Source organism: Paenibacillus sp. FSL W7-1332 (assembly GCF_037969785.1).
Classification (GTDB): Bacteria; Bacillota; Bacilli; order Paenibacillales; family Paenibacillaceae; genus Paenibacillus_AQ.
In genome coordinates, this window is the sequence record NZ_CP150209.1 from 3,995,371 (window position 1) to 4,021,262 (window position 25,892).

Below are 25,892 nucleotides of genomic sequence, written 5' to 3' on the forward strand. Positions count from 1 at the left end.
TTCTGCCAGCTAGCCTCTGAACAAAATCTTGTACCTTCAATGCAAAAAAAGCCGCTAATATAGCGACTTTCAATGGGACAATGTACTTGTCCCTCGACCTTACTACTATCTTTTATACTTCAATCTTTAATCACTTTCGCTGGATTACCACCAACAACCATCATGTTGTCCGGCACATCCTTAGTCACCACGGCTCCTGAGGCGATAATGACGTGGATGAACCTTTCATTTTGATGAAGCACTGCAGTTCATATTATACTCGGAAGATGTCTATTTGAAGAAGGAACCGCGGCAGCCCCTGTTTATCATGGTTAAGCTCTTAATCCTGGGATGGATCCTCATCCATGCCAACGGCAGAATCAAAAACACTGTCTTGCGGAACGCGCGTGAGATCCAGCTTTTGCTTCACCTGATCGTTGATATCCCCATACCAGGCCTCAAAGGAGTCATCCAACTGCTCTTCTCGATTACGATCCTCGTTCACATCCGAATCCACTTCGATTTTATTGCCTAATACCCCATAGTCGTCTTTGGGATGGATCATACTCTTTACTTCAGCTCCTTCGCATACGGATTGAATTAAATTTCCCTGGAAAAGCAATTCTATACATATCTGCTTTTCCAACTCCGGCGCACAAACATCGTTACCATAAAAAAAGCCGCTAAATTAGCGACTTTGCATGGTATTTTATTCTTGTATAGCGACATGTTTCTACATTCTACCGCGACTTATCGAATAACCCTCTACGAATCAAGTTTGCTGTAACCGGCGTCTTTCCGATTTCTCGAGACCATATTGACAATTGACCGATATGGTGAATTTCGTGGGCAATCACGTGTCGCATCACTTCACCGAATGTAAAGCTTTCCTGCTCTCCGTTTTGGTTTGTATCATACATGATGCGGTCTTCCAAGCTATCATTCCAAGCGTAGATGAAGGGTGCAATTTCCGCATGGCATCGTGCCGAATAATCTCTTAATCCCTGTACGCTGGCACAATCCTCGAACGAAGGGATGTCCAGCTCTTTTCCTTGTAAATCCCCGCACAACCAGGCATATTCAACGGTCACGATGTGATAGAGTGTATAGAGAATGCTTCCTATGCCCCCGGTCCGTCTTTTCAACAGTTCTTCCTCACTCACCGTATCGCACCAGTCAAACCAATCTTTGCGAACTTGCCAGTTATACTCGAACAGTTTCAACATGTTACAGCCTCCTGTAATACAACTTTGTTGCTTCTACCATGATTCGCCATAAAATCTTGTTATCCTCCAATCTGTGAAGATCCCTGATCCCGCACATATGGATAACAAAATATAACCCCTAGGATAATTGATGCGGATACGGCCTGTTACGGGGGGCTTAAGATACTCATAACCGCACCCTAATTTAAGGCTTAATTGCCTTGATTACCGCTGAAACGATGTAATCCTCGATATTGGATCCCTTAATCCAATCTTTAATAAAAGCTTTGGACTCATCCTTCGGTTCAACGGAGATATCTGTAAATCCACTTTGACAGAGCATGGCCTCAATTTCGTCGATTGATGATGCCCCTGAAATGCAGCCAGAATACAGTTCATTCAAATCGTCCTTTATTTCTGGAGGAAGCTCTGCTGTCGTTACAATATCAGATATCGCTAATCGGCCGCCTTTTTTAAGAACGCGAAAGGAATCCTGAAATACCTGCTGCTTATCCGGCGAGAGATTCACTACACAATTCGAGATGATGACGTCCACCATGTTATCGGCAACCGGAAGATGCTCAATTTCCCCTAAACGAAAATCTGTATTCACGAAATTCCCCTTAGTTGCATTGCTACGAGCCCGGCTAACCATTTCAGGCGTCATGTCCACACCGATCACTGACCCTGTCTCCCCCACCTGCCGGGACGCTAAAAAGCAGTCAAACCCACCACCGCTGCCTAAGTCCAGTACCACCTCACCAGGCTTCAACGATGCAATAGCTTGGGGATTGCCGCACCCTAACCCCAGATTTGCACCATCAGGTACCGAGTCTAATTCTTCATTTGAGTAACCTAATTCGCTTGAAATTGTATTAAAATCAGAAGATGTAGTGCAGCAACTGGTTGCTTGTATATTGGGATGGCAACACGATTCAGCACTAGCTTCTTGAACGGCCACTTGCTTATATCGGCTTCGTACATTCTGGCGGATTTCATCATTCGTTAACTTTGTCATGGTAGACACTCCTTAGGATTGGTTTCGATACAAGCAGCATTCATTGCGGATTTAGCAGCAAGCCTGAAGTGATTGCGTACAGCACGGTATTGCTTCTGGTTGGCGAAAACCGGTTAAGATACGATGCCGTTTAGAATCGGACTTACCGGTAGACCATTTCCATGCTTCTCGAGCGTTCTTTTGTATCTCTATCTCTTGTGCCTTCATCATGTACTCAGCATAGTAATAATTGTAATTCATCCGGATCCTCCTTCATTCAAAATTGTTTATGTTAATGACTCACAGCGAATCGCTGATGCGCCAATTGACATTATTTTAAGCAAGTCCCCCTATTTATTTGTATTTTGCAAGTAATTGAGAAGAAAATTTTTTACCCGATTATTGGTTTGCAACAATGATCCGATTTAGCCATGGCTTCATTCATCAACCTGATTGAGCGCAGGACGGTTTCTTTCTCAAACTCAGTCATTGACGAAAAAATATCGTCAAAATAAGCATTCATCTGGTGATCAATCGTTGTAGCAACGTATTTCCCTTCAGCAGTTAAGGAAAGTGTATAAACTCGGCGATCGGTCGGATCTGGTGTCTTTTTAATTAGATTCATTTTGATTAACGCCTGTACCTGCCTGCTAAAAGTGGTAATATCCGTCCCCAATGTGTCTGCGATTTGTTGAATGGAAGGATGATGTTGACGATCGACTTCGAATAAGATATGGCTTTGAACCGGCGTAATGTCATTACCGCCTACGGTGCAGCAATTTTTGTTCAATAAGCCGAAGCGGCGTGTCATAATCTGAAATAGTTCACGTGTACTTTCCATTTGTTCTCTTCACCTCTTCCTTCAGTTATACACTTATTATTTGCAAAACGCAAATGTTATTTGTGTAATTATTTCCCTTCACTTTTTATTATCAGATCTGATTTTCCGCCGATCGAAGCCCTGGATACGGGAGCTCAGCATGCTGTCTCCGTCCTGAGACGGAGACGAAAACCATTCTGCCGCCCGTCACTCCTTAGCAGAGCTATGCGATATCTTTAAACCAAAGTACGAACAGAAAGGGGCAAGAAGAATGAAGCTGATTTATCAATTAGAGCATGTGAATAAAACATACAAAAAAGGAAAGGTTGTTGCCAATCATGACATAAGCTTTGATGTGCAAGAAGGTGAAATTCTCGGTTTGCTCGGTCCGAATGGAGCAGGCAAATCCACGCTAATCAAGCAGATGGTAGGACACCTTGCTCCCACCTCAGGTACAGTACGCTATAAAGGAACCAGCGTGAAGACCCAAACCAAGCGAGTTGCCCAGGAGGTAGCCTACTACTCGCAAGAGCCTCACGCCCTGACCAGTTTAAAAACGTGGGAAGCTTTGTATTTTACGGGAAGGTTGCGGGGGTTGACGAAAGAGTCCGCCGTAAAGCAAACAGAGGAATTGTTGGAACGCTTTGGAATGCAGGACCTTCGTCATAAGCTGCTGAAGAACGTTTCCGGTGGACAGAAGCGTTTAATCGGAATAGGAACTTGCTTGATCGGCTTTTCCCCCGTCATGATCCTAGATGAACCGACCAATGAGTTGGACCCGAAAAAGAGAAGACTCGTATGGGATCTGATTCAAGAACGGAATCGGCAAGGAGTAACCGTAATCTTGGTGACACACAACGTGCTGGAGGCCGAACAGGTCGTGGACAGAGTAGCTGTCGTAAATCACGGCAAGCTGCTCGCCATCGATCATGTCAGCGTATTAAAACAAAGGGTCGATCAGCGGATGAAGCTGGAAATTACGACTTCCTTTGGTGAAAGCGATCATGTATGCCGAAGCTTAATCGCGCTGGGACAGTGGACCAAAACGGGAGAAAACCGTATCCGGGCACTGATCGAGAAGCAAGACGCCAGCTACGCGATTGACTTCATAACCAAGCAGCATTTACCGATTGAAGAATATTCCTTAGTCCCGCCGAATCTTGAAGATGTCTATTTTCATATCGATGACGAACAGGATAAGCCTGACAAAACGGAGGTGATCTAAACATGGAAAATACTCAACCATCTATGCAAAGCAAAGACTTGCAACTGCAAGAAGCGGTCTTTCTTCAAGAGCACGAGCAGCAGAGCGTAATCCATCGCAGAATAACAGAATGGCTGATCCTGGCCCGCATTCAATTCACGATCATCCGCGAGGCATGGGTTTGGATTTTTATCATGGCATGCATGTTTCCATTAACGACGCTGCTGTTTCTCAAATTCTTTACGGTCGACCCAACGCCGGCTGTCATGACCCGTATTATTACGGGGAATATGCTCTTCGGCTTAATTGTCATGGGACTCAATTCCATGGCTCAGGAGATATCTTATCAGAAGCACCAAGGGCACTTCACGTACTATTCGTCCCTACCGATTGCGAAGGTAAACTTCATCTTTGCCAATCTGCTGCGCGGTTTGATCATGAGCGCCCCCTCTTTTATCATCTTGGCGATGATAGGTCAGCTGGCTTACGGCATTCAATTCCACTACAGCTGGGGACTTGTCCCTGTACTGTTGCTTACCGTCTTCAGCGTGGTTGGCGCAGGTGTGCTGATCGGCTTCTGGTCACCTAGCCACCAATTGACAAACATGCTGGTCCAGGCGCTGATGATGTTCATCTCGTTTTTGACGCCAGTCATGGTGGATATGGATCAATTGCCTGCGATCCTGCAGTGGTTCTCTTATCTCTTCCCAACCACTTACGCCGCCGAGGCCATGCGGGAGGTGCTGATTTCGGGCTGGTCCGGGTCTGTCGCCTGGAACACGCTTGTACTCTTGCTCTTTTCGCTGATTTCCATCATATTGATCTTAAAAAAGGTAGATTGGCGTGTTGAGAAGTAGGGATATGTTCTGCCCTGTCCTTCGATTAGTCGATGGAAGAGTGCTCTTTCCCTCCTTCTATGCTTATTAGGCGCAGTATTCTCCCACATGTTTAATCCTCCCATTGATCAAGCGGCTCGCGGCTTTTACCTGTGAGTCGGTGTTATGCATAAAACAATTATCAATTGGATTATACATTTTATTCATCTGATGCCATCCCTATAATGATGTCTAAAGGCAATTATAAACGGGATGGTCAGCTTGAGTATCTCGCGCATGAAAATGACCATATTGCGAGTTGGAGGATTTTTATATGTGGAAAGAAACGGAGTTAAAAAAAGCAATTGATTTTTTTGTTCGAGGTGAATATACCTGTAGTCGCCAACCTGCATCCCAAGTATATGATTACGATTCTATAAAACATCTTGCTTTTGGTGTACATGTTGATGGCAGAACGGACGAGTTTGTCGTATATAATTCTAACTTTGCACACGTTATGGATACCGTAAATAAACTAGATGTAAAAAAAGACTATTGGCTTACCGTGTTTTCAGATGAAGAACATCGTATTTATGAGGCAGAGGGATATAACATCAAAAGTTCAGAGTTTCTTATGATTTTATATCTGGATAACTGGTCTCTTGAACCAGATAACAAGATCATCAAGTGTGTCAAAACGGAGGAAGAAGCTCGACGTATCAATCATTTTTTCAATAAGGCTGTTATCGATCTCAAGAAAATTCAATGATCCAAATCTGCATTTTTACGTTGCTGAGGAAAACGGGTATCCTGCATCTTTTGGAAGCTATGCACTGCTAGATAAAACCGCATTTTTGAATAATGTCTTTACACCAAAAGAACATAGAGGTAAAGGATTAGCGAAAACACTTTGCCGAAAAATGCTTTGTGATGCCCAGCAGGAAGGCGCTGTCCAGAGCGTTCTTGTTGCTAGTCAAATGGGACATCCTTTATATCTAAAAATGGGTTATCGAGATGTATCAAAAATGTGGGTGTTTACAAAGCAAGCCTAAGGGCAAAGGATGAATCAAAATGATAAGATGATGGCAAGGATAAAAACAACGATGATGGCAATGGATAGAACCGCAATTCGGATGCCGATCCGGACCAGCCAAAACTTTTGCGCAATCCGTTCATTGATCGACTCCATATAATAAGCTCCACCTGCAAGGAGAAAGAACAGCAAATTAAAAGTGTAATCTCCAGCCGTTTTTGGCTCGGAGGTGTAAGCTTGGAATCCGATGGTATTTCTCATGCTTTCATCCCTAGCGAAAACCGCCATGATGGCAGCCATGATGATGTGTAATACCAAAAAACAAATGATAATCGTCCCGACCATCGATATGCCCCCTATAATGAAAAGAATCGATTTTCAGTAGAAATTTCCTTTTTAAATATAGAGGAAGAGCAGCTGCCAGGGCAAGCTGCTCTCATCGATGTCGAGACACAGTCGAATTCCCAACGGACAACGAAATTCTCCTGGTACGTCAATAACGGCAGCCGATCCGGCTGCCGTCATAGACTTTTCTACTTCCAGAATAATGACGCCGTCATTTTCTGTAATCTTATAAGCGGCTCTTCGATGGCCGCAGCCCCCACGAAAAGATGTTTAACGCAGCGTATGAAAGCGGGAGGATCAGATTAAACCCGTAGTCACCGTAATCGTTAGCAAATGCATGGGATAATGCCGCACCCGTCATTAAAAAGAAGATACCAGCGTAAACCCATTCTTTAAGTCGAGGTAAACCTGGCACGACGAGAGCGATGGCTCCAAGCACTTTCCAAATCCCGAGAATGGTCAGGACGTATAATGGGTAGCCCAGATTCGTCACCAACTCGAGGTTTCCTCCAAATTGCATCAGTTGTCCGATACCACTTAACATAATAGCTGCCGCAAGCAGCAATGTGACTGTCCAATAAGTTACCTTTTTTCCAACAGGACGGTCATTTACTTTCATAGTTGTTTCCACACTGGTCATTTTATTCATGGGTTCCCACCTCATCAGTATAATTTTTCTTAATTACAAAGAACGAGCCCCGAATGGTTCCGGCTAATTTTGACTTCTGCCTAGCAAACTTAAACTTCCCTTCTAATTCTTCTGGTACCTCCATCCCCTCCGAAAGCTTAAAACCAACGGCTCGCTTCTTAGGGTCATCAACCGTATACATGACATTGAGTCCAAGACCATTCTCATAAAAGACATAGGCAAATTGGATGTTATCCACTTGAAAACGCGACGTTTCTAAAGGTTTAGCCGCAAACTCAATATGTCGTTCTTCTTTCAATATTCGATTCACATATTCAAGGGTCTCCTTGCTCTCGCTGGCGGGTACAACCGTAAATTCATGCTTATACTTGTTCATAAAGTAACGGGCTTCATTCGCTCGTAAACCAGCAAGCGCTTCTGCTACGGGTGAAGATTCTAAACCAACGGTAGATACATTTTTAAAATCAATGATATTGGACATTGTTATCCCTCCTGAATGTTTTGTGAGCTATAATTCTATGATGCTACTTCGTGCAAAACATGCTTCGAAAGCATCCGCTAATCTCTTTATTTCCTGACAACGGGAATCCACATTTCACCAAAAACTAGGTCGTCTCGCAGACCCATCTCAACCGTTGCATTTGGCCCGCTAAACATAGGCGAAATTCTTGGCTTTCGGCAATACTTGACCAAAGGCAACACCAGCAAGCATATTCCTCAACTCATCAGCCGTCTTCCCTTCCCCTTTTACTACGAGGTATTCACCTTTAGGAAACTGAATACCTCGGGTTGCTTCGGGCACCGATTTCTCTGTCGACTTCTTAAATTTTCTTTTTACTTGATGGGTTTATCATATTCTTTAATCATGTCAAAAAGTGATACTGTTTAGGGAGCGGTGAAAATATCATAAATAGGCCGCCGATTTATTGCTGTCGGCAGCCTTCTTCAGATGATATAGATCTAAAGTTTCTAAAATCATGACCACCCGTCCAACGGGTGGTTTGCTCTTGGGGTATAACCCCTTGTTGCCAAACTGCGCCTAAAGACGCTAGCCTGACCATAACTCTGTTCAGGCTCATTGTTATTTGTCACTTTCACTTACCAGTTAAACTGGTTTATTTCTTTTTGCCCCTGTTGCTGTTGAATGGATCTTCGTACTCTTTTACACTCAACTTATCCATGGCTTGATCATGTGCCTCTTGTTCACGAATGTACTTCGCTACTGTTGCTTCATTCAAACCTACTGTACTCACATAATATCCTTCTGCCCAAAATTTTCGATTCCCGTATTTATATTTTAGTTGTGCATGCTTCTCGAAGATCATTAACGAACTTTTCCCCTTTAGATATCCCATGAATGATGAGACTGAAATTTTCGGCGGGATAGCCACCAACATATGGACATGATCGGGCATCATGTGGCCTTCTATAATTTCTACTCCTTTGTACTTACATAAGCGTTTGAAAATTTCTATTAAGTCTCTTCTTACTTGATTATAGATCTCTTTCCGTCTATACTTCGGGGTAAATACAATGTGGTATTTGCACATCCACTTTGTGTGAGCTAGGCTGTAGCTCTTGGTTGCCATTTGAGACCATTCCTTTCTTTGAGCCTGAACATCTCAATTTTATTGGAATGGTCTCAGTGGTCAAACCCTCAATCCCTCCACCCGCATAGCGGGTGGTTTTTTGTTTCGCGCGTTTCACGCACTCAACTGGCTAAAGCCATAAACAAAAAAATCCGCGAATTCCGCGGATTTAATGCATAATAGACTATTTATTGAAAGTGACCTGCTCTGAACCGCCCTCAAAAACGATCGACGTGTCCCGCGGCTTCGTTTCGGCGATTTTGCGGCCGCCTCTGAACGAATAAAGCGCTGCGGCTTGTTTGCGAATGGCCTCATATTCGTTCTCTGCTTCAAGAACGATGAAGTTGGCAGGCTTGCCTTCTTCAATACCGTACACATCCTCGATATGCAGCGTTCTTGCACTGTTTTTCGTAATGAGATCAATCGAGTTCACGATCTGATCGTAACCGAGCAACTGCGAAGCATGGATGCCCATGTGCAGCACTTGAAGCATGTTGCCCGTGCCTAGCGGATACCATGGATCAAAGATGTCATCGTGACCGAAGCACACATTAAGACCGGCTTCCTGCAGCTCTTTGACGCGAGTCAGCCCTCTTCTTTTCGGATACGTGTCGAAGCGTCCCTGCAGGTGGATGTTGACCAAAGGGTTGGAGACGAAATTGAGGTCCGCCATCTTCAGCAATCTGAACAATTTGTACGTATATGCATCATTGTATGAACCCATCGCCGTCGTGTGGCTTGCCGTCGTGCGGGAGCCCAGCCCGCGTTCGTATGCTTCTTTGGCGACGACTTCCACGAAACGGGATTGCTCGTCGTCGATTTCATCGCAATGGATATCGATGAGACGGTCGTATTTTTCGGCGAGGTCAAACGCAACCTTCATCGAATCGACGCCATACTCCCTCGTGAATTCGAAGTGAGGAATACCGCCGACCACGTCAACACCCATTTTCAGCGACTCTTCCAGCAATTCCGCACCGTTCGGGTAGGAGTGAATGCCTTCCTGTGGAAATGCTACAAGCTGGATGTCGATGTACGGTGCCATTTCTTCTTTCACTTCCAGCATCGCTTTAACTGCGGTCAAGCTTGGATCGGTGACGTCCACATGCGTGCGCACATGCTGGATGCCCTGCGCCATCTGCCACTTCAGTGCAGTTTTAGAGCGCGTTTTGACGTCTTCATGCGTCAGGAACGCCTTGCGTTCGGACCAACGCTGGATGCCTTCGAACAACGTTCCGCTCAAATTCCACTCCGGCTCGCCCGCCGTTAATGTTGTGTCCAGGTGAATGTGAGGTTCAATGAACGGTGGCAGGACCAGCGAGCCCCCCACATCAATGACTTCCTCATTCGCAGTTGTTTCCAGAGACTGCGTGATTTGCCCAAACTTCCCGTCTTTCACGACGATATTCCATAAACCTTCTTTACCCCGCAATTTTGCGTTCTGTATAATCATTTGATTTCCCCATTTCATTGGATTCTTTGGCAGGAACGATCAGCATTAACACGATGTAGGCCACTGCCGTACCGATCAGTGCGTTCAATGGCGTTATTCCCGGAGCCAGCTGGGCAAAAGCAACGCCGATAGCCCAAGCCGCCATCGCTATCCAGTTTACCTTCTTGAAAGTCATGTCGGCAAACGGTTTATAGTTTCTGCGCTTCACAAAGAAGTAGTCCGCGATGATGATGGCTCCGATGGACGGGATCGCCGCACCCAGCACATTCAGGAAACCAACGAAATTGTTGTACATCCACATGGCCAATACGGTACCCACGATGCCGTTTACGATGACGAAGAATTTCTTTGAAATTTTAGTAATGTTGGCAAAGCCCAGTCCTGAAGCATAAAGCGCATTATCGTTGGTCGTCCAAATGTTCAGCCCGAGTACGATGATCGCGGGAATCATCAAGCCTTGCAGGAACATGACCTCCGAGATATCTGCCAGGTTGTACGCCATTGCGCCGACTGCGCCGAACAGGAACATGAGCGAGTTTCCAAGAAAGAAGGCAAGGACCGTCGCGGTCACCGCCTGCCGGGACGACTGGGAGAACCGTGCAAAATCCGGCGTCAAGGTCCCGCCGCTAATGAATGAGCCGATACAAATGGTCAGTGCTGCTGCCGCTGTGAGGCTCTGTTCCGGCGTGTAATCGAGTAAGCCTTGAAGGCCGCCAAGCGAGCCTGCGCCTTCGAACATGGAATAACTGCCGAGAATGGCAATGGCCGGAACCGCAATATAACTCAGAATGACAAGCGACTTCATGCCGTAGATGGCTGATGCCGTCATGGCGAGACCAAACAAGAAGATCAACAGGTAAACGTTCCAACCCATCGCTTTGGCGACGGGTATCGCGAACATGGCTACTCCGACGCCGAACCATCCGACCTGCGTGAAGCCAAGAAGGAACGATGGCAGGTACGACCCTTTCTCACCGAACGCATATTTTGCCAGCAAATGCGTGGAGAGGCCTGTTTTGGCAGCGATATGCGCCAGCGCTCCTGTATAGATGCCGAGTGCCAAATTGCCCGCGAGCACGATTCCAATGAACTCCATGAACGTTAAGCCGACTCCGAGCGTCCCCCCTGCCAGCATGCTTGCCGAAAAGAATGTGAACCCTAACATGACGGATAACGTCTTCCAAAAATGGTTTCTCTGCGTGTTCGGCACCGCTTGCCACGAAAACTCTTGATCTTGTTTGCTCATCAGAATACCTCCAGGTTAAAGTGTTCTGATACCAAAGAAGCAGAAAAAAGAGGCTACTCGTCAAGTCTTAACTGACAAGTAGCCTCTTCTTCACATCATAACCCGCGCGAAGACGCAGAGCATCCCTTGACGGAATACACACTGATCCTCGCGTGATTATAAAAAATCCGCTGCCCTTGCCAGCCTCTCTGGACTGAATTAAAGGTACCAGTATTCAATTACATTCTATTATTTTGGAAAAACCTACAGATGTCAATGTTATAATTATCCAATGGTTAAAATCCGACAGCTCTCCCCAGACTATAAATTCATTTTTTCTATCTGGTATCTAGGAGTATTTAATAGCTGCTATATGAAGTCGCTAATTTACGCGTATAATAGTTCATATTACAGTCGAAAAAATAGTTTAGCATACCAATTCATCAACCTTAAATAAATCATATATTCCATAAAGGTGCGTCCGTTGCTAAATAAGTTGTAAAGGCACCTGACAGTAGTTAATCTTTTAATCAGTGCAGTGAAGAATTTATATACTTCATACCAAAAAAGCCGCATAGGATGCGGCTTTAAGGTCTTCAAGTTCTTTTCGTCCAATCAAAACAAAGTCCAAAAATGATCCGCCATGATTCCCATTGGTAATCCCAAATTTTATAGAAACCCGTCACTCGGCGTTTCGATGTACAGCCCGTAACGCAAATTCCTGAAGATTGCGGAAACGCTGCCCTAGCAGCTCATATCCCTCGGCTCCAGGGTGCAGACCATCCGTCAGAAAGGCTTCATCCTCCGGACCGAACCACTTCAAGCCATCCTGATAGTATAACTGGCGATCGCCCCGATCCCTTAGCAGCTCCACGGTCTCGCGGATGAATTCGCGCATGACGGGCAGGGTGAAGCCCAGCGAGTTGAGCTGCCTTTCGCGGACGGTGCCATAAATCGGAGAAATGACAAGCAGCGGGGTATCCCTGTGTTTGTCGCGTATCGTCGCCAGCAGGCCAATCAGCAGCGGCTTGAACATGCGAGGGCTTATGGTGCCCCCGCCATAGATGTTCACGCCAACACATATCGAGATAAAATCGGCCGGCAAGTCGCGAATCAGACGCCCGATCATAGGTTCCATGTGGCAGTTGCCGGAGAAGCCGAGATTGGTCAAGCTGAAGCCGCAGGCTTCGGCGGCAATGGCAGGCCAAGCGCGGGAGGGGCTGGAAGCCCCGACGCACTGGGTAATGGAGCTCCCGTACGTAATCCAGCGGGGACGGGTATCCTGCAGTGTGACTCCGACGGCATGGGCATCAATCCGTAGGCCGGAGACGGTTATTCCTATATTTTGAGGGAGCCAAATCTCCAAATCCTTGATTCCGTCCTTAAGTCCGCTGAACAAGGCTTCTGTGGCTCCAACGGGCAGGCTGAGCGTCTGGCATAATTCCCCGTCTGCCATGCAATCCATGGCGGCGGCGTCCGAAAGCGGTGCAAAAGAAACTGCCACCTCGGTGGAGTCCGTCCGCAGCCGCAGGCGAACACCGGCACATATCTCGGCTTTGCCATCGATTCCCGCAGGCGGGTACAGCTCGTAATCCATGTAAGGAATCCGCCATGGCTTGATACCATCCTTCCGGTGCTCGAGCGACGCGGCACCGTGGAACCACTCATCCGTTAATGGAAGCTGCCTCACGATGCACCCCCTTCCTTCTGCTTCTCAGCCGGAATGAAATCTTCTCCCAGCCATACATCCTGCTCCAGCAGCCGCTGCTGAAGCTCGGTTACGGAAATGCCGCGAGAACCGGTGCCGTCCCGCAGCGCCAATGCCGCTGCCGTTCCCGAGGCCTGGCCCATGGAGAAGCAGTTCGGCATCACCCGAAGGGAGCCTTGCACTGCTCGGTCCGAGGATACGCAGCGTCCGGCAACCCAAAGATTGTCGATGCCAACCGGCAGCATGATCCGGTACGGTACGCCGTGTGAAACCCCGGGCGGCAGATGGTTAAAGGTCATCTCGCTTTTGCTGTTGGCGAGATGAATATCGATGTAGTATGCGTTGCGGGCAATGTCGTCCGGGAAGGAACGCGCAGCAAGGAAGTCATCGACCGTCAGGATATAGTCTCCTTCAATCCGCCGCGTCTCCCGGATGCCGAGCTGCTCACCGCTCGCTACCATATGGGCGCGCTCAAAGCCGGGCACATAGCGGCGGAAAAACTGCAACTGGCGTTCCGCTGTGCGGCGTCCTTCAATCGCCCCCCGCGTCAAATCCTCGGCACGGGTGCCGTCCACGCCGAATACATGGCCGAAGTTGACGCCTACCAAATCGTCGCTGACCCAGGCAAGGCCGGAGATCGACTTACGGCCCTCCGGCAGCGCACCGTCCTCGATCGCCAGCTCCACCGTCTTGTGCAGTTGGCCCGTATCCCCGCTCTCCTCCAGGTAACGTCTGAACGTTGGACGGTCCACATTCGCAAGCAGATAGCACATGCTGCCGGGCTGAAGTTCGCCCGCTTCCCCGCCCTTCTGAAAAGGAACTCCCGCCAGTGCAGCAATATCCCCATCTCCCGAGCAATCGATAATATACCTGCAGGGGATGAAAGAACGTCCTGTTTTGTTAACAATAACGACACCTTCAACCTTCCGGCGATCCTCAGACCGGACAACATCATAAACAAAGGTGTGATACAGCGGCGTCACACCGCTTTCCAGAATGGCATCGTCATAAACCCGTTTCAGCACTTCGGGATCGATCGGCACCCAATCCAGCATTTCTTGATATTCCTCACGGTACTGAGGATCGCATGCCTGCTTCATCCGTTCCATCAATTGAAGGCCGAGACCGCGGATAATCGGCTTCCGCTTATCCGTAAAGGGACAGAAAGCCGGAACGAGCGCAACCGTACCCATACCGCCGAGGAACCCTCGCTGCTCCACCAGCATCGTTTGCGCTCCACCTTTCGCAGCGGCAATGGCCGCGGCGATGCCGGAAGCGCCTCCGCCGATGACAAGCACATCCACCTCGCGGGCAACTGGAATACTAGCAGATGGCAACGTAATATGTCCTTTCATAGAAACCTCCCCATTCTGTATAGCTTTAACATGTCATCATTACGTATGGACTGTGCCTTTCAGACAAAGATGCAGCAATTCATCTACATGCGCAGTTGCCAGGCATTCTACGGTATCGGCAGCGCCGTAGTATATTTTGACCTCCCCGGTATCTTCCAAAATCATGCCCCCAGGAAAAATAACATGATTGCGGAAGCCCCCATCGGTCTCATAATCGGCTTCCGGGGCAAGCAGCGGCGTCTCGGCTCTGCCGATGATCCGACTGGGATCGGCAAGATCCAGCAGTAAAATGCCGGACGTATAACGCTTCTTCCAGCTGTCCTCCCAGCCGTTCTTGCCTCTGCTGGGATCGATGTCCACGGCATGGAACAGGGTCAGCCAGCCTTTGTCCGTTTTGACGGGGGGAGCGCCTGGGCCTACCTTGTCATTGGCATAAGCTACATCTTCAACCGCCAGCAGCAGCTTGGAGTTTCCCCAGTATTTCAGGTCAGGCGAGTCGCTCATCCACATGTCGAAGCGGTCTATCCCGCCCCGGCTGTATACAGGCATCGGACGCTCCAGCCGGACGTACTTGCCCCCGATCCGCTCCGGGAACAATACCATGTTGCGGTTATCCGGCAGCGATAGGCTTAGCACCTCGAAGGATCTGAAATCTTCGGTGACGGCGATGCCGCCGCGGAGCCCGTGCTTGGTGTCGACCGCAAAGCACATATAACATTGTTCGCCGATTACCGTTAGACGCGGGTCATACACGCGGATGACCTCTTCATCATGCCAGAACCAGCACGGTTCCGGCTGCACATCCCACTTTATGCCGTCATCGCTGAAGGCCAGCCCAAGATTCGTTGTATGATGAGGGGCAACAATCCCTTTAAGTTCATCACCGTAGTCATTGCGAAAAACCATCACATATTTGCCTTTAAATTTGGTGACTCCGGCATTAAAGACCATCGCCGGACCGTAGGGCACATCACCCGGAGTCAGAATCGGATTCGCGGAATGCCGGGTCATGATCGGGTTGGAAAACAATGGTCCCACTATAATATCGCTCATATGCATCAAACTCCTTATATATGGAATTATGAAATTAACCTTTGACTGAACCCGCCGTCACTTGAATAAAGGATTTGTTCGCCACAATATAAGCGAGAAGCATCGGCAAAATCGACAGGCATGCTCCCGCCATCATCAAATGGATCTGCATGGCCGCGGAAGAACCGTAACGGAGATTCGCCAGCCCGACGGTGAGCGTCTGCAGCTGCGGATTCGTCATCGTGAACACCAGCGGCAGAATGTATTCGTTCCAGGCATGGCGGAAAGCAAACAGCCCGGCCACGCCAAGCCCTGGAGTCAGGAGCGGGAGAATAATCCGGAAGAAGGTTCGGACAAAGCCGGAGCCGTCCACCATGGCCGCTTCGTCAAGCTCTCGGGGAATCGCTTTGAAGAAACCCAGCAGCATAAAAAATGTGCTGGAATGGGCGCTGATCAGAATCAGGATCACGCCCCACAGCGTGGTATTCAGGTTCAGCGCGACCATCAAATCAAATTGCGGGCGCAGCACGATAGCACCGACAGATATAAACATCATCGACGCCTGCGTCGTCACATACAGGGATTTGCCTCGAAATTGGCGACGGTCCACCACATAAGCCGCCATGGCAGCTACCAGCAGGGTGCCAGCGGTAACCATAATGCTGACAAAAGCGCTGTTCCAGGTATAGCGGGCAAAATTAGCCTGCTTCCAGGCTTCGGCGTAATTGACGAACTGCAGCTTGGCCGGCAGCAGGCTGCCGCCGGTCATCATTTCGGCGCCGGTCTTGAGCGAACCGGACAATGTCATCAACAGCGGAAATAATGTCAGTATCGCCGTAATCAATAAGAACAGCCACATCACCGTACGGCCCACAATTCTGCCTGTGTGACCGGAAGGCGGGCGAGCGGTGATTTTGCCGCGCGCATCCGGCTGTTCGGGTAATACCTGTTCGTTCATCTTCTGAGCCTCCTGCACGCCTAATGATCAATCGATCTACGGCGTTGTTGTCAAATCTTAAGGGCCTTCGCTAAATTGGCGTCGAATGTTGCTTATAATACATGTTCACAAACCACGTGAAGTGGGCTTTTTTATAGAAACTCTAATAAAGCTTGTTCATTTTACGGCTTAATAAGAAATACAGGCCCGTAATCGCACCCACAATAACAGCGGTTGCGAAGCCTACCGCGCTGCCGTATCCAAGCTGCTGCTCCACTGGAGAACCCGTGGATACCGGGAACAACAGTTTGTATAGATAGAGATACATGACCTCGGTTTTGCCGATCGGTCCGCCTTCCGTGATGAGCATAATGCTCTCATAGCCTTTCAGGGATGCGATAATCGCGAGCATAATGACCAACTGGGCAGCCGGAGCCAGCATCGGAAGCGTAATGCTCCAGAACCGTCTTCCGGCATTCGCGCCGTCCATGGCCGCACTTTCGTACAAATCCTGCGGTATGCTCTGCAATCCAGCCAGAAACAGCAGCATATAGTTACCAACCGCGCCCCATACCGCCACAAGAATGACCGTAAGCATCGCATGCTTTGGCCCGAGCCAGTCGATGGGCTGCGAGACTAGATGCAGCTTCATCAGTACGGTGTTTACCATCCCGTTATAGGAATTGAAGATCGTATAGAATACGACGGAGATAACCGCAGTGCTGATGATCGTGGGCATAAAATAGATCCCGCGCAGCAGTGTTCCGCCCCGCAGCTTGCCGTTCAGGATGACTGCGAGCAGCAGGGACAATGGCAGCGTCAGCAGCAGCTTGCCTCCGGCGTAGACAAAGGTATTGCCAACCGATTCCCAGAACAGCGCATCGCGCATCAGCCGACGGAAATTGTCCAGCCCAACGAACAGCGCATCACCATACCCGGCATAATCATAAAACATATAGCGCAGCATCCATAACAAGGGGTAGATGCCCAGAGCCACCGTCAAAATGATGCTCGGGGACAGAAACAGAGCATGTTCCCCAAGCCGTTTCCATTTAATACTCACGATTGCTTCCTCCTTCGGGGAAAGAAAAGGGGCATCCGCCAAAAAAGCGTGCGGCAGCCCCATCCTTGTCTGTTATTCTCCCTGCGGTTTCGTTGGATCAAAGGCAGGGTTCGGCGTTACTTTGACCTCGCCTTTCTCCACCGCTTTGGACAATGCGGCGTTGTATCTTGTGTTTAAATCCTCCGTAATCGCTTTCAGGTCTTCATCGGAAAGCATATATTTAAAGAAAGCGTCCGCATAGGTGGATCCCTCCGGAGTAACGTTTGGCGAAGCAGGCCAGAGCGAGTCGTGTTCCCCGACCAGGAAGCCTTCCATGCCATTGATCTCCGGATCTTTTGCCTGTTCTACAATGCTGGGCACAATGGCAATACCGAAGCCTTTTTCATGATAGGTCTTCAGAACCTCATCGCCGTACATATACTGCATGAACTTCCAAGCCGCTTCCTTATTGGCCGATTGGGCACTGATGCCGAGCCACGTTCCGGCTGACACAATTTCGGAAGTTCCCTTAATCTGACCATCCAGCGTTGGAGCCAACGCGCCCCCCCAGTTGATTTCGGTCGGGAATTGGTCCATGTACACGCCTGGCTCCGTCGAGAAGGATAGATACATCCCGATTTTGCCTGCGGCGAATTGTGCGCGCAGCGGGTCGATGTCCAGCGCTTCCGCGCCAGGTAGAATGCTTCCGTCTTTATGCATTTGCTTGAAATATTCAATGACCTGCGAGTAAGGTTCAAAATCGAATTGGCCTGTTTTCAGATCAAAGCCTAGTCCCTGATGACCGCTCAAAGAAAGAATCTCCCGGACGGAACGGTCAAATGCTTGCTTCGGATTTTTGAAGTTCAGCGCAAAACCATAGATGCCCTCGGCCTTGCCGACTTCTGTAATTTTCTTGGCATCCTCCACCATTTCCTGCAGCGACTTCGGAGGATTCTCGATGCCCGCTTTGGCAAAGAGATCCTTGTTGTAGACCAGGCGCATGGTGAGGCCGGTATTGGCGAGCGAGTACACCTTGCCATCAAAACGGTTGACATCGTCGATCAGCAGGCTGCCGAACTTCGCTTTCAAGTCATCGGTAAAATACTCGTCAATCGGCGCGAGATACCCTTTTTTGACAAATCCGGATGTATTGGCGCTCTTTAGACGCAGCACATCCGGCGCCTGGTTGCTGGAAAATGCAATGTCGACGCTTTGCGCGTAATTCTCGGACATGACCGTCAATTCCACCTGGATGTTATCGCCGTTAGTTTCATTGAACTTGTTGATTAATTCCTTGATATACTCCTGGTCATGACGGTCGTCAGTCCAGTATTTAAGCTGTACGGGTTGGCCCGTCTCGGTTGATGGTGCTGCCGTTCCTCCGTCAGACTTGCCATTCGTCGTACCGCCATTGCCATTGTTGTTGTCGCTCCCGCCGCAGCCTGCGATTCCGGCGGCCAGAATGAGGCTCAAGCCGAGACTTAACCATTTTTTTCGCATACATTCTACCCCTTTGATTAACGTTTGTATTGTGAGCTCGTTTTTAATTATAGAATCCCGTTCTCGGAAAAGGAGTGAGGCAAATTCACTCTCAAGGGATAGAATTCTATGGTCTCCTGCAGCACTCGCCTCATGCCTCCGGCCGGTCCATGTGATAGCCCGCCCTGAAATCCGACGGTGTCTGGCCGGTGATCTTCTTAAACATCTCGCTGAAATATCTGCGCTCCTCATACCCTACCGCCGCAGCCACCTCCTGCACCTGAGCTCCCTCCACCAGCAGCAGTCTCGCTTTTTGAATGCGTTCCGAGGTGATAAACTGCGTGACCGTCATCCCTGTCACTTGCTTGAATAAGCTGGAAAAGTAGCTGGCACTGAGATGCACATACGCGGCACATTCGCCAACGGTAATATCCTCGGACAAGCGGCCCTTGATATAGCCTATGGCATTATAGATAACCTTCTGTCCTTCGGATAAGCTGTTCCGGCGAACCAGCTCGGCTCCCTCCGTGCACAAGGCATGCAGATGACGCTGCAAAGAGGCCAGCGGCAGCCCCGCCGTCCCTTGTACCGTTCTGAATTTCTGAATCATCGGCTGTATCTCCGAATATGGAACCATTTCGTAAAGCGTGCGGATTGCTGAAGCGGCCAGCTCATCGTACAGGCTGAGGAGATAATCCGGATTTTGCCGGGAGATCCGTTTCTGCAGCGCTTCCGAAATCTCGGACAGAATCGCGTCCGTCCGGACAGCATTGCCGGAACGAAGAGCCAGCAGGAGCTCGTCCTTGTACTCCAATGCCAGCGGCTCCTGTCTTCCGCTCTGATGGATATCGTCATGCATAATGGCAGCATTGCCTTCGGTGAACAGGTGATGGGAGAGCGCTCGATGAGCCTGGCGATAGGAATCCGGGAGCCCGCTGATCTCCTCCACTCTGCCGCCGACCCCGATCGAGACCGTAAACTTGGTGAATCGTTCAATATTCCGGCAGCACTGCTCGGCAATTTCGATCGGACTGGACGGTCCTGAAACGTTCAGTACGGCCAGGTACTGATCATGACGGGCACGGAAAAGAACGCTGTGCGCATAATGGGCAAGCGTCTCCTGCATAATATTCAACAGCGAGAACCGGATCAGCTCCATCTCTTTCACGGACTGCTCGGCAACCTGCTCCCGAAAACGATCAATTTCAATCAGCATCACCACGAAGCCGTGCGGATCAAGCTCAATATTCAGAAACTCCCATCGTTCCGATGCCTCTTCCCATGAAGTGCGGTGGCTTACGAGCAGCGTAAAGTATTCCTGCCGCAGCGCCGGCATGCTCTCGCGAAGCTTGTTCTCCATTTCCCTCAAACTTATCTGTTTGGACCTCTCTTCCATAACCTCTGCTTTGGCTCGCAGAACAGCCGACATCATATCTTCTTCGGTGAAGGGCTTCACCACAAAATCAAACGCCCCCAGCTGCACCGCCTGCTGCGCATATTCAAAGTCGGCGTAGCCACTAATCAGAATGACCTTGCAGTTGGGGTTCTCTTCCAGCAACAAACGCAGCATGCTCAACCCGTCCATGATCGGCATCCGGATATCGGTAATAACCAGATCCGGAAGCAACCCGTTGATCAGCTTAAGCCCCTCTTCCCCATTGCTCGATACACCTGCAACCCGAATCCCCTGCTCTTCCCAGTTCATCGCGGTCAACCCGTCAACCACGCTTTTAATGTCGTCGATAATGCAAAGACTGATCGCTTCAGGATTGCTCATTCAAATGCTCCCCTATCTTGGGCAATGAAATCCGTATTTCGGTTCCGCTTTCCGGCGCACTGTCTACGTGAAACTCCGCACCGTCCCCATAATAGAGCCTGAGCCGCCGAATCAAATTGGACACCGCATATCCCTTCTTCGACTCCAGCAAAAAGAGTGCGCGCACTTGGGTCTCATCCATGCCCCTGCCGTTATCACGTACGGTAATCGTCCAGCATTTCTCATCCCCGCTAATTTTAATTTCGATTAGGCCGCCGTTCTTCAGGTCGCGAAAACCGTGCAAAATGCTGTTCTCCACCAGCGGCTGCAAAATGATTCGCGGAATCGAAAGCGATGACACCTCCGGTTCGCGTACATGGATCTCATAAGTGAATAAGTCTTCATAGCAGCTTAACTGCAGTTCCAAATACTGGCGCACATGTTCCAGCTCTTTCGACATTATCGTGATTTCCTGTCCATTGTTCAGCCCGAGTTGGAACAGGCGGGAGAGCGACATGACCATTTGCTGCGACGGTTCGATCTGCTTCAATTTCAATTTCCAGTAGATGGTGTTGAGCGTGTTGTACAGAAAATGCGGGTCCATCTGCGCTGACAGCGCCTTGATCTCTGCCGTTCGCTTATGCGTCTGCGCTTCCGTTACCTCATCAATCAACACCACAATCTGTTCCAGCATCCGGTTAAACCGATATCCCACTTGAGCCAGTTCATCTCCGCTGCCACTCTCAAAACGGGCGGTCAGATCGTTGTTCTCGACCCGCTTCATCACCTTCAGAAGCCCTTGCAGCGGCTTTAGCAAATAGCGTGAAAATGCGCCCGAAATCAACGTGGTCACGGTAAAAGCAGCCAGCGTAACCCCGGCGATCAGCCATTTGACGAATACCATGTCCTGGAGAACGTCAGCCCGGGAACGGATGGTGGTCATCGTCCAATCCGCTATGCCGAGACGGGCATAATTAAGCAGATAGGTTTGGCCGTCCAGATCAAAAGCCTGACTTCCCTCCGAGCGGTTCATCATGCCATTCAAATCTCCCGTCTCCACCGCCTGCCTGATCAGCTGTTCCTTCACGGGGTAAACCGTCTCTCCATCATCGTTAAGCAAGAAGCTGGACGCTCCTTCCGCGGTGTTTCCCTGCACGAGCTTGCGGAAGCCGTCCTCCCGGATATTCACGACAATATAAACACCGCTGACCGGTGTGTCAAAGATCGGCTCCAGAATGAGCGAAATGACGCGTTCCTTCCCGGAGAAGAGCATATCCTCGTGACCTTCCACCCACAGGTTCTTTTTCTCCTGTTCGATGCGCTCATATAGAACGGTATCCTCGAATGCGGTGAGCCGATTGCGGTTCATGGAAGAAGGATAAAATTCGCCAATCGGCGTAAATACGTAGATCGATTGGATAAGCGGCTCGGCGATCCGCGCCTGCGAGAAAACGTTATCAAGATCATTCAGATGCGTATAATATCTGCTGGCATCCCCGGAGGCGGCATCTTTCAGCATGTCGTAGAAAGGCTGGCTGATCATAAACGTCATCATAATCAGCATCAGTTTATTCAGCTTCTCATCCACGATCTGTGCGGACCTGACCACCGTGTCCTGAGTGAGCTTCAGCGCATTCTTTTCCAGTGTGGCAGCCGAGATATAATAAGACAATCCTCCGGTCATCAGGACAGAAAGCACGATGACAGCCAGAAAAGCGATCTTGAGTTTGTTGCGGAACGATTGCCTGCGGAGATACTCCAAGCTTTTCACGCCTTCCGTTACATTCTATTCTTTGATTATGTCACTGCATCCCCTGTACGACAATGCAAAAAAACGAAGCTGTCCCAAAGCAGCCATTCATGGCTTTAGGGGCAGCTCCTTCGTATGATCCCATTATCGCTGACCGACCTGTGGATCGGCTCTTATTGACATGGTACGGGGGCCGTACTAGTTAGATCGGACCAGGTGCCAGTACCACAGCATCATCAAAAGCTACGCCTGCCGAAGTGGTCCGAAATCCTATTTTTCCTGCTGTCAATTCCGTCTCGGGATTGGTCCATTCCACTTTTAATTCTCCATCCACATAACCTTTTATTGTGTTCCTTTCAATGGAAGCCTTCATCGTATACCACTGGTTCGCCTGAGCTGTAAACGGAGTACTGGATACAAGAGTCATGACGTTGTCCACGGATTTGTACAACTCCAGCTTTTGGACTGCGGAATGGATTCGGAACATATAGAAATTACCCGCATCCTGTACCCTGAAGAGAATGCCTGCGTTGGCATTGGTGATGGGCATTTTCGCTTTGGCTTCGTACGTATAATCCGTCCAGGAATCGCCGGCAGCAATGACTGCAGTGGCAGCTTGATTCTGAATCAAGGTTTTTGTGCCGTCCGTTGTTACATCCCAGGAACCTGAAGCAGACGTCCATCCTCCGGCATTTCCATCTTCGAAATCGTCGCTGAATCGGATGACCGTAGGATCCGGATTCACGGGTGATTCATTCACGTCCGTGACTTGGATCGTAAAGGTCTTCTCAACATACAGCCCGCCTGAGTCTGTACTCCTTACCCGGATGCTGTAGTTATCCTTAGCTTCGTAATCAGGCGTTACGGCTAGATACAACTTATTGTCCGAAATGCTGAAGCTGTTGTTGTCCATATCCCCTGCCCCTGCTATCAGCATGTAAGCAAATGTTTCCTCCGCATCAGGGTCGCTGGTGGAAAAGGTTCCGACCACACCTCCCGCCGTCGTGGTTTCAACAACACTGTTGTGTGAAAGGGCAATCTCCTCAGGCGCTTTATTGAGGAGACTAACCACGGCATCGTCAAAGTGGACGCCCGCTGAAGTGGTCCGGAATCCGATCCCCCCAGCCGTCAATTCGGTGACAGGATTGGTCCATTCCATCTTTAATTCTCCATCCACGTAACAGGAAATCGTGTTCCCTTGTATAACCGCCTTAACCTTATACCACTGTTTCTCAATGGCCGTGAAGGGTGTACTGTTTACAAGTGTCAATTGTCCATTCACGGATTTGTACAACTCCAGCTGTTGATTCGATGAATGAATGCGATACATATAATAATTGTTTGCATTCTGCACCCTGAAGGCCAAGCCCGCGTTGGCATTGGTGATGGGCATTCTCAATCTGGCTTCATAAACGTAATCCGTCCATGAACCCCCGCTGTTAGCGGTAATCAGGGAGGTGGTTGTCTGGTTCCCGCTGGACAGCACGTGATTCGTGCCGACTGTCGGGACGGTCCAGCCACCGGACATCGACGTCCAGCCCGCCGTGTTACCGTCTTCGAAATTGTCGCTGAATAGCGGAGGTTTTGAATTGGAAAAAACGATACCATTTACATTGTTATTGACGGTAACATTCAAGTCGTCCAGGGTTGTTGCAAGCTTGCCTCCGACATAAACATCCGTGAACGTGACGCCGTTAACCCTTCCGCCTTTCGTGGCATTCCCGGAAATTCTGGATTTCTGGGTGCCGGTCTCGCGAACATTGATGTTCTTGACTACAACATTGCTTACATCGCCGGAAGTGCTGGTGGACACTCCAAGCCAATAGTTCCCGAATTGATTGATACCGACGCGTTCGATATCGATATTCTCAAACGTAATATTTTGGGCGTAACCTTCCTCCGGGAGCGTATTCAGTTGGTATCCATGATCAATAAGCAATGCTCTGGCGCTTTGATACACATACGAATTTCGGATGGTTACGCCGATTTGCGGCTGGGCTACACCCATGCCAATCTTGAAAGCCGCGCATCTTGTCCATGCAAAAGCGTCATCAAAGACCACGTTCTCCAAATGTTCAAGCTCGCCCGGCCAGTCTTTGGACATCCCCGTTTGCAGCCAGGTTTTAGTGGAATACGTGTCATCATCCGAGATGGCAATCGAATGTTGAACAAGCACGTTCTGACTTTCATTAATATCGATAACGTCATTCTCGATTTTGTATAAATCCTGGAATCCCTTAAGGTTGTTTATGGTCACATTGTCGGAACGAACCACCATAAACGACCAGAAACCGCCATCCCGCAATATTAAACCGTCAAAAGTAAAATTGGATGTTGCGATCGGAACGAGCAGGTTATTGAGGAACCCTTCATTCTTATTCGGCGCCGGCATCTTTCGCTCTCGCATCGCAATGCCTTTTCCATCAATGGTTCCCCGTCCCCGTATTGTAATATTGGTGGAATCTACGGCAGTACGAATAAAATACGTTCCATCCGCGTTTCGTGAATCCTTGCGAAAATCAATCACGTAGTCTTCCCCCTTGCCCGTGCCGACAATGACGGCGCCGCCGGCCAGGTAAAAGGTTACGTTGCTTTTTAATGTCAGGTTCCCGCTCTTATAAACACCTGCCGGAATGAATACAACGCCGCCGCCGGCTTCATGGGCGTCATCGATCGCCTGCTGAATCGGACCCGATGCCAGCGATGTGCCCGTGTTATCCGCATGGTAGGGCGACTGCGTCACATTATAAATCCCGGCACCTGTGGACGGGGGAATATCCGTCTCCAAGGGATCTGCCGCGATGACCATCTTTTTCCTCTGGTCATTGATTTTCACGATCACATAGGTTGAGGATGAAAGCAAGAAGGTTAGCTTGTTCCCGTTGACCGTGCCTTCGATGTTTTTGGCCTGAGGACTGATGGAGAATGATGTAATCGGCACATTGTTGGTAACTTCGATACGGACCGTCCCGGAAAAAGAAAATTGAGCATAATCATAATCAGCCAGATAACTGATTACAGGAATCGCTTCGTTATTCGCTTTCAATGAAAACACGCTGGATGCTGTATAGATGGATGGCATCGGGTAATTTTGGATCGTGGCCGGATCAGCGGCGGTCTGTGCCAAAGATGCCGGATCAGCGGCATCCATCATATCCATTGAAGAAATGGAATAGCTATCGATTTCTGCGGCACCCGCAGTTCGGGGTGAGAATCCTGTGATCATTACGGCAAGCACCACCAACAGACTAACTGCTTTTCTTGTAATGGTAAGCATAAATACCTCCTCAAGATTATCTATCCACCCCATGATAATAAGGCGGCGCAACTTCTGTTCGCCCGGTTGTATTCTTGCTTAGTTTTTTTGTGAAGGCGCTAACATTTTACCGGAAGCAAGCAGCCCGCTTTCTGACGTTCACTCCCCCCTCCATCCAGACTTTTCTCTGTCACGATGGATTATAATCCCTGCCCATAAAAAAAGGAGTGGGGCAAGCCCACTCTCCAGGGATACATTTTAAC

At 49.1% G+C, this 25,892-nt stretch carries 24 protein-coding genes and 2 pseudogenes; 4 read left to right on the plus strand and 22 right to left on the minus strand.

Annotation, left to right across the window (positions count from 1 at the left end):
- Window positions 1-119: 119 nt before the first annotated feature.
- From MKX98_RS17795 to MKX98_RS17815, 5 genes and pseudogenes are all read right to left on the minus strand, one after another.
- A pseudogene (locus MKX98_RS17795) lies at window positions 120-215 on the minus strand (acetyltransferase); the annotation flags it as partial.
- Between the two features lie 104 nt (window positions 216-319).
- Window positions 320-544, minus strand: coding sequence for a hypothetical protein (locus MKX98_RS17800; protein WP_194542950.1), 225 nt, complete (start codon window positions 542-544; stop codon window positions 320-322).
- A gap of 175 nt (window positions 545-719) precedes the next feature.
- Entirely contained in the window at window positions 720-1,205 is a 486-nt protein-coding gene (locus MKX98_RS17805) for a DinB family protein (protein WP_194542951.1), read from the minus strand.
- 184 nt (window positions 1,206-1,389) lie between these two features.
- A complete protein-coding gene (locus MKX98_RS17810; RefSeq protein ID WP_339217514.1) occupies window positions 1,390-2,202 on the minus strand; it encodes an arsenite methyltransferase in 813 nt (270 codons plus the stop codon).
- A 370-nt stretch (window positions 2,203-2,572) separates the two neighbouring features.
- A complete protein-coding gene (locus tag MKX98_RS17815; RefSeq protein WP_194542953.1) occupies window positions 2,573-3,022 on the minus strand; it encodes a MarR family winged helix-turn-helix transcriptional regulator in 450 nt (149 codons plus the stop codon).
- A gap of 250 nt (window positions 3,023-3,272) precedes the next feature.
- Between MKX98_RS17815 and MKX98_RS17820 the strand changes: the two genes are divergently transcribed.
- The 4 genes from MKX98_RS17820 (at window position 3,273) to MKX98_RS17835 (ending at window position 6,072) form a co-directional block, all read left to right on the plus strand.
- A complete protein-coding gene (locus tag MKX98_RS17820; RefSeq protein ID WP_339217517.1) occupies window positions 3,273-4,226 on the plus strand; it encodes an ABC transporter ATP-binding protein in 954 nt (317 codons plus the stop codon).
- 2 nt (window positions 4,227-4,228) lie between these two features.
- Window positions 4,229-5,062, plus strand: a complete 834-nt coding sequence (locus MKX98_RS17825) for an ABC transporter permease (RefSeq protein WP_194542955.1) — start codon at window positions 4,229-4,231, stop codon at window positions 5,060-5,062.
- 292 nt (window positions 5,063-5,354) lie between these two features.
- Window positions 5,355-5,789, plus strand: coding sequence for a hypothetical protein (locus MKX98_RS17830; protein WP_339217520.1), 435 nt, complete (start codon window positions 5,355-5,357; stop codon window positions 5,787-5,789).
- Window positions 5,710-6,072, plus strand: a complete 363-nt coding sequence (locus tag MKX98_RS17835; RefSeq protein WP_339217522.1) for a GNAT family N-acetyltransferase — start codon at window positions 5,710-5,712, stop codon at window positions 6,070-6,072. Before MKX98_RS17830 ends, MKX98_RS17835 begins: the two co-directional genes overlap by 80 nt.
- 14 nt (window positions 6,073-6,086) lie before the next feature.
- On the opposite strand, the gene MKX98_RS17840 is transcribed toward MKX98_RS17835, so the two are convergent.
- The 17 genes and pseudogenes from MKX98_RS17840 to MKX98_RS17920 form a co-directional block, all read right to left on the minus strand.
- Window positions 6,087-6,398, minus strand: coding sequence for a hypothetical protein (locus MKX98_RS17840; RefSeq protein WP_339217523.1), 312 nt, complete (start codon window positions 6,396-6,398; stop codon window positions 6,087-6,089).
- A gap of 51 nt (window positions 6,399-6,449) precedes the next feature.
- The gene (locus MKX98_RS17845) at window positions 6,450-6,578 is read right to left on the minus strand and encodes a hypothetical protein (RefSeq protein WP_339217525.1); all 129 of its coding nucleotides are present in this window, start codon (window positions 6,576-6,578) and stop codon (window positions 6,450-6,452) included.
- Between the two features lie 46 nt (window positions 6,579-6,624).
- Window positions 6,625-7,047: a DoxX family protein gene (locus MKX98_RS17850; protein ID WP_339217527.1), complete on the minus strand. Its 423-nt coding sequence runs from the start codon at window positions 7,045-7,047 to the stop codon at window positions 6,625-6,627.
- Window positions 7,040-7,528, minus strand: coding sequence for a phage tail protein (locus MKX98_RS17855; protein ID WP_339217529.1), 489 nt, complete (start codon window positions 7,526-7,528; stop codon window positions 7,040-7,042). The genes MKX98_RS17850 and MKX98_RS17855 overlap by 8 nt, the downstream gene beginning before the upstream one ends.
- Before the next feature lie 86 nt (window positions 7,529-7,614).
- Window positions 7,615-7,861, minus strand: a pseudogene (locus MKX98_RS17860) (effector binding domain-containing protein); the annotation flags it as partial.
- Window positions 7,862-8,162: 301 nt separating this feature from the next.
- Window positions 8,163-8,636 carry an IS200/IS605 family transposase gene (gene tnpA, locus MKX98_RS17865; RefSeq protein ID WP_339217207.1) on the minus strand — a complete coding sequence of 158 codons (474 nt, stop codon included), beginning with the start codon at window positions 8,634-8,636 and terminating at the stop codon, window positions 8,163-8,165.
- A 184-nt stretch (window positions 8,637-8,820) separates the two neighbouring features.
- On the minus strand, window positions 8,821-10,089 hold the full coding sequence (locus MKX98_RS17870) for a cytosine deaminase (RefSeq protein WP_339217531.1): 1,269 nt from the start codon (window positions 10,087-10,089) through the stop codon (window positions 8,821-8,823).
- Entirely contained in the window at window positions 10,058-11,335 is a 1,278-nt protein-coding gene (gene codB / locus MKX98_RS17875; RefSeq protein WP_194542961.1) for a cytosine permease, read from the minus strand. Before codB ends, MKX98_RS17870 begins: the two co-directional genes overlap by 32 nt.
- Before the next feature lie 661 nt (window positions 11,336-11,996).
- Window positions 11,997-13,004 carry an SGNH/GDSL hydrolase family protein gene (locus MKX98_RS17880; RefSeq protein WP_339217534.1) on the minus strand — a complete coding sequence of 336 codons (1,008 nt, stop codon included), beginning with the start codon at window positions 13,002-13,004 and terminating at the stop codon, window positions 11,997-11,999.
- On the minus strand, window positions 13,001-14,377 hold the full coding sequence (locus MKX98_RS17885; RefSeq protein ID WP_339217536.1) for an FAD-dependent oxidoreductase: 1,377 nt from the start codon (window positions 14,375-14,377) through the stop codon (window positions 13,001-13,003). The genes MKX98_RS17880 and MKX98_RS17885 overlap by 4 nt, the downstream gene beginning before the upstream one ends.
- Window positions 14,378-14,416: 39 nt before the next feature.
- A complete protein-coding gene (locus MKX98_RS17890; protein WP_194542964.1) occupies window positions 14,417-15,430 on the minus strand; it encodes a glycoside hydrolase family 130 protein in 1,014 nt (337 codons plus the stop codon).
- A gap of 34 nt (window positions 15,431-15,464) precedes the next feature.
- Entirely contained in the window at window positions 15,465-16,367 is a 903-nt protein-coding gene (locus MKX98_RS17895; protein ID WP_220685061.1) for a carbohydrate ABC transporter permease, read from the minus strand.
- 142 nt (window positions 16,368-16,509) lie between these two features.
- Window positions 16,510-17,409, minus strand: coding sequence for a sugar ABC transporter permease (locus MKX98_RS17900; RefSeq protein WP_339217539.1), 900 nt, complete (start codon window positions 17,407-17,409; stop codon window positions 16,510-16,512).
- A 72-nt stretch (window positions 17,410-17,481) separates the two neighbouring features.
- The gene (locus MKX98_RS17905; protein ID WP_339217541.1) at window positions 17,482-18,888 is read right to left on the minus strand and encodes a sugar ABC transporter substrate-binding protein; all 1,407 of its coding nucleotides are present in this window, start codon (window positions 18,886-18,888) and stop codon (window positions 17,482-17,484) included.
- 130 nt (window positions 18,889-19,018) lie between these two features.
- Window positions 19,019-20,644 (minus strand): response regulator, encoded by a 1,626-nt coding sequence (locus MKX98_RS17910; RefSeq protein ID WP_339217543.1) that lies wholly within the window; start codon window positions 20,642-20,644, stop codon window positions 19,019-19,021.
- Window positions 20,631-22,394 carry a sensor histidine kinase gene (locus MKX98_RS17915; protein WP_339217545.1) on the minus strand — a complete coding sequence of 588 codons (1,764 nt, stop codon included), beginning with the start codon at window positions 22,392-22,394 and terminating at the stop codon, window positions 20,631-20,633. Before MKX98_RS17915 ends, MKX98_RS17910 begins: the two co-directional genes overlap by 14 nt.
- A 181-nt stretch (window positions 22,395-22,575) precedes the next feature.
- Entirely contained in the window at window positions 22,576-25,650 is a 3,075-nt protein-coding gene (locus tag MKX98_RS17920; RefSeq protein ID WP_339217547.1) for a family 16 glycoside hydrolase, read from the minus strand.
- Window positions 25,651-25,892: the final 242 nt, after the last annotated feature.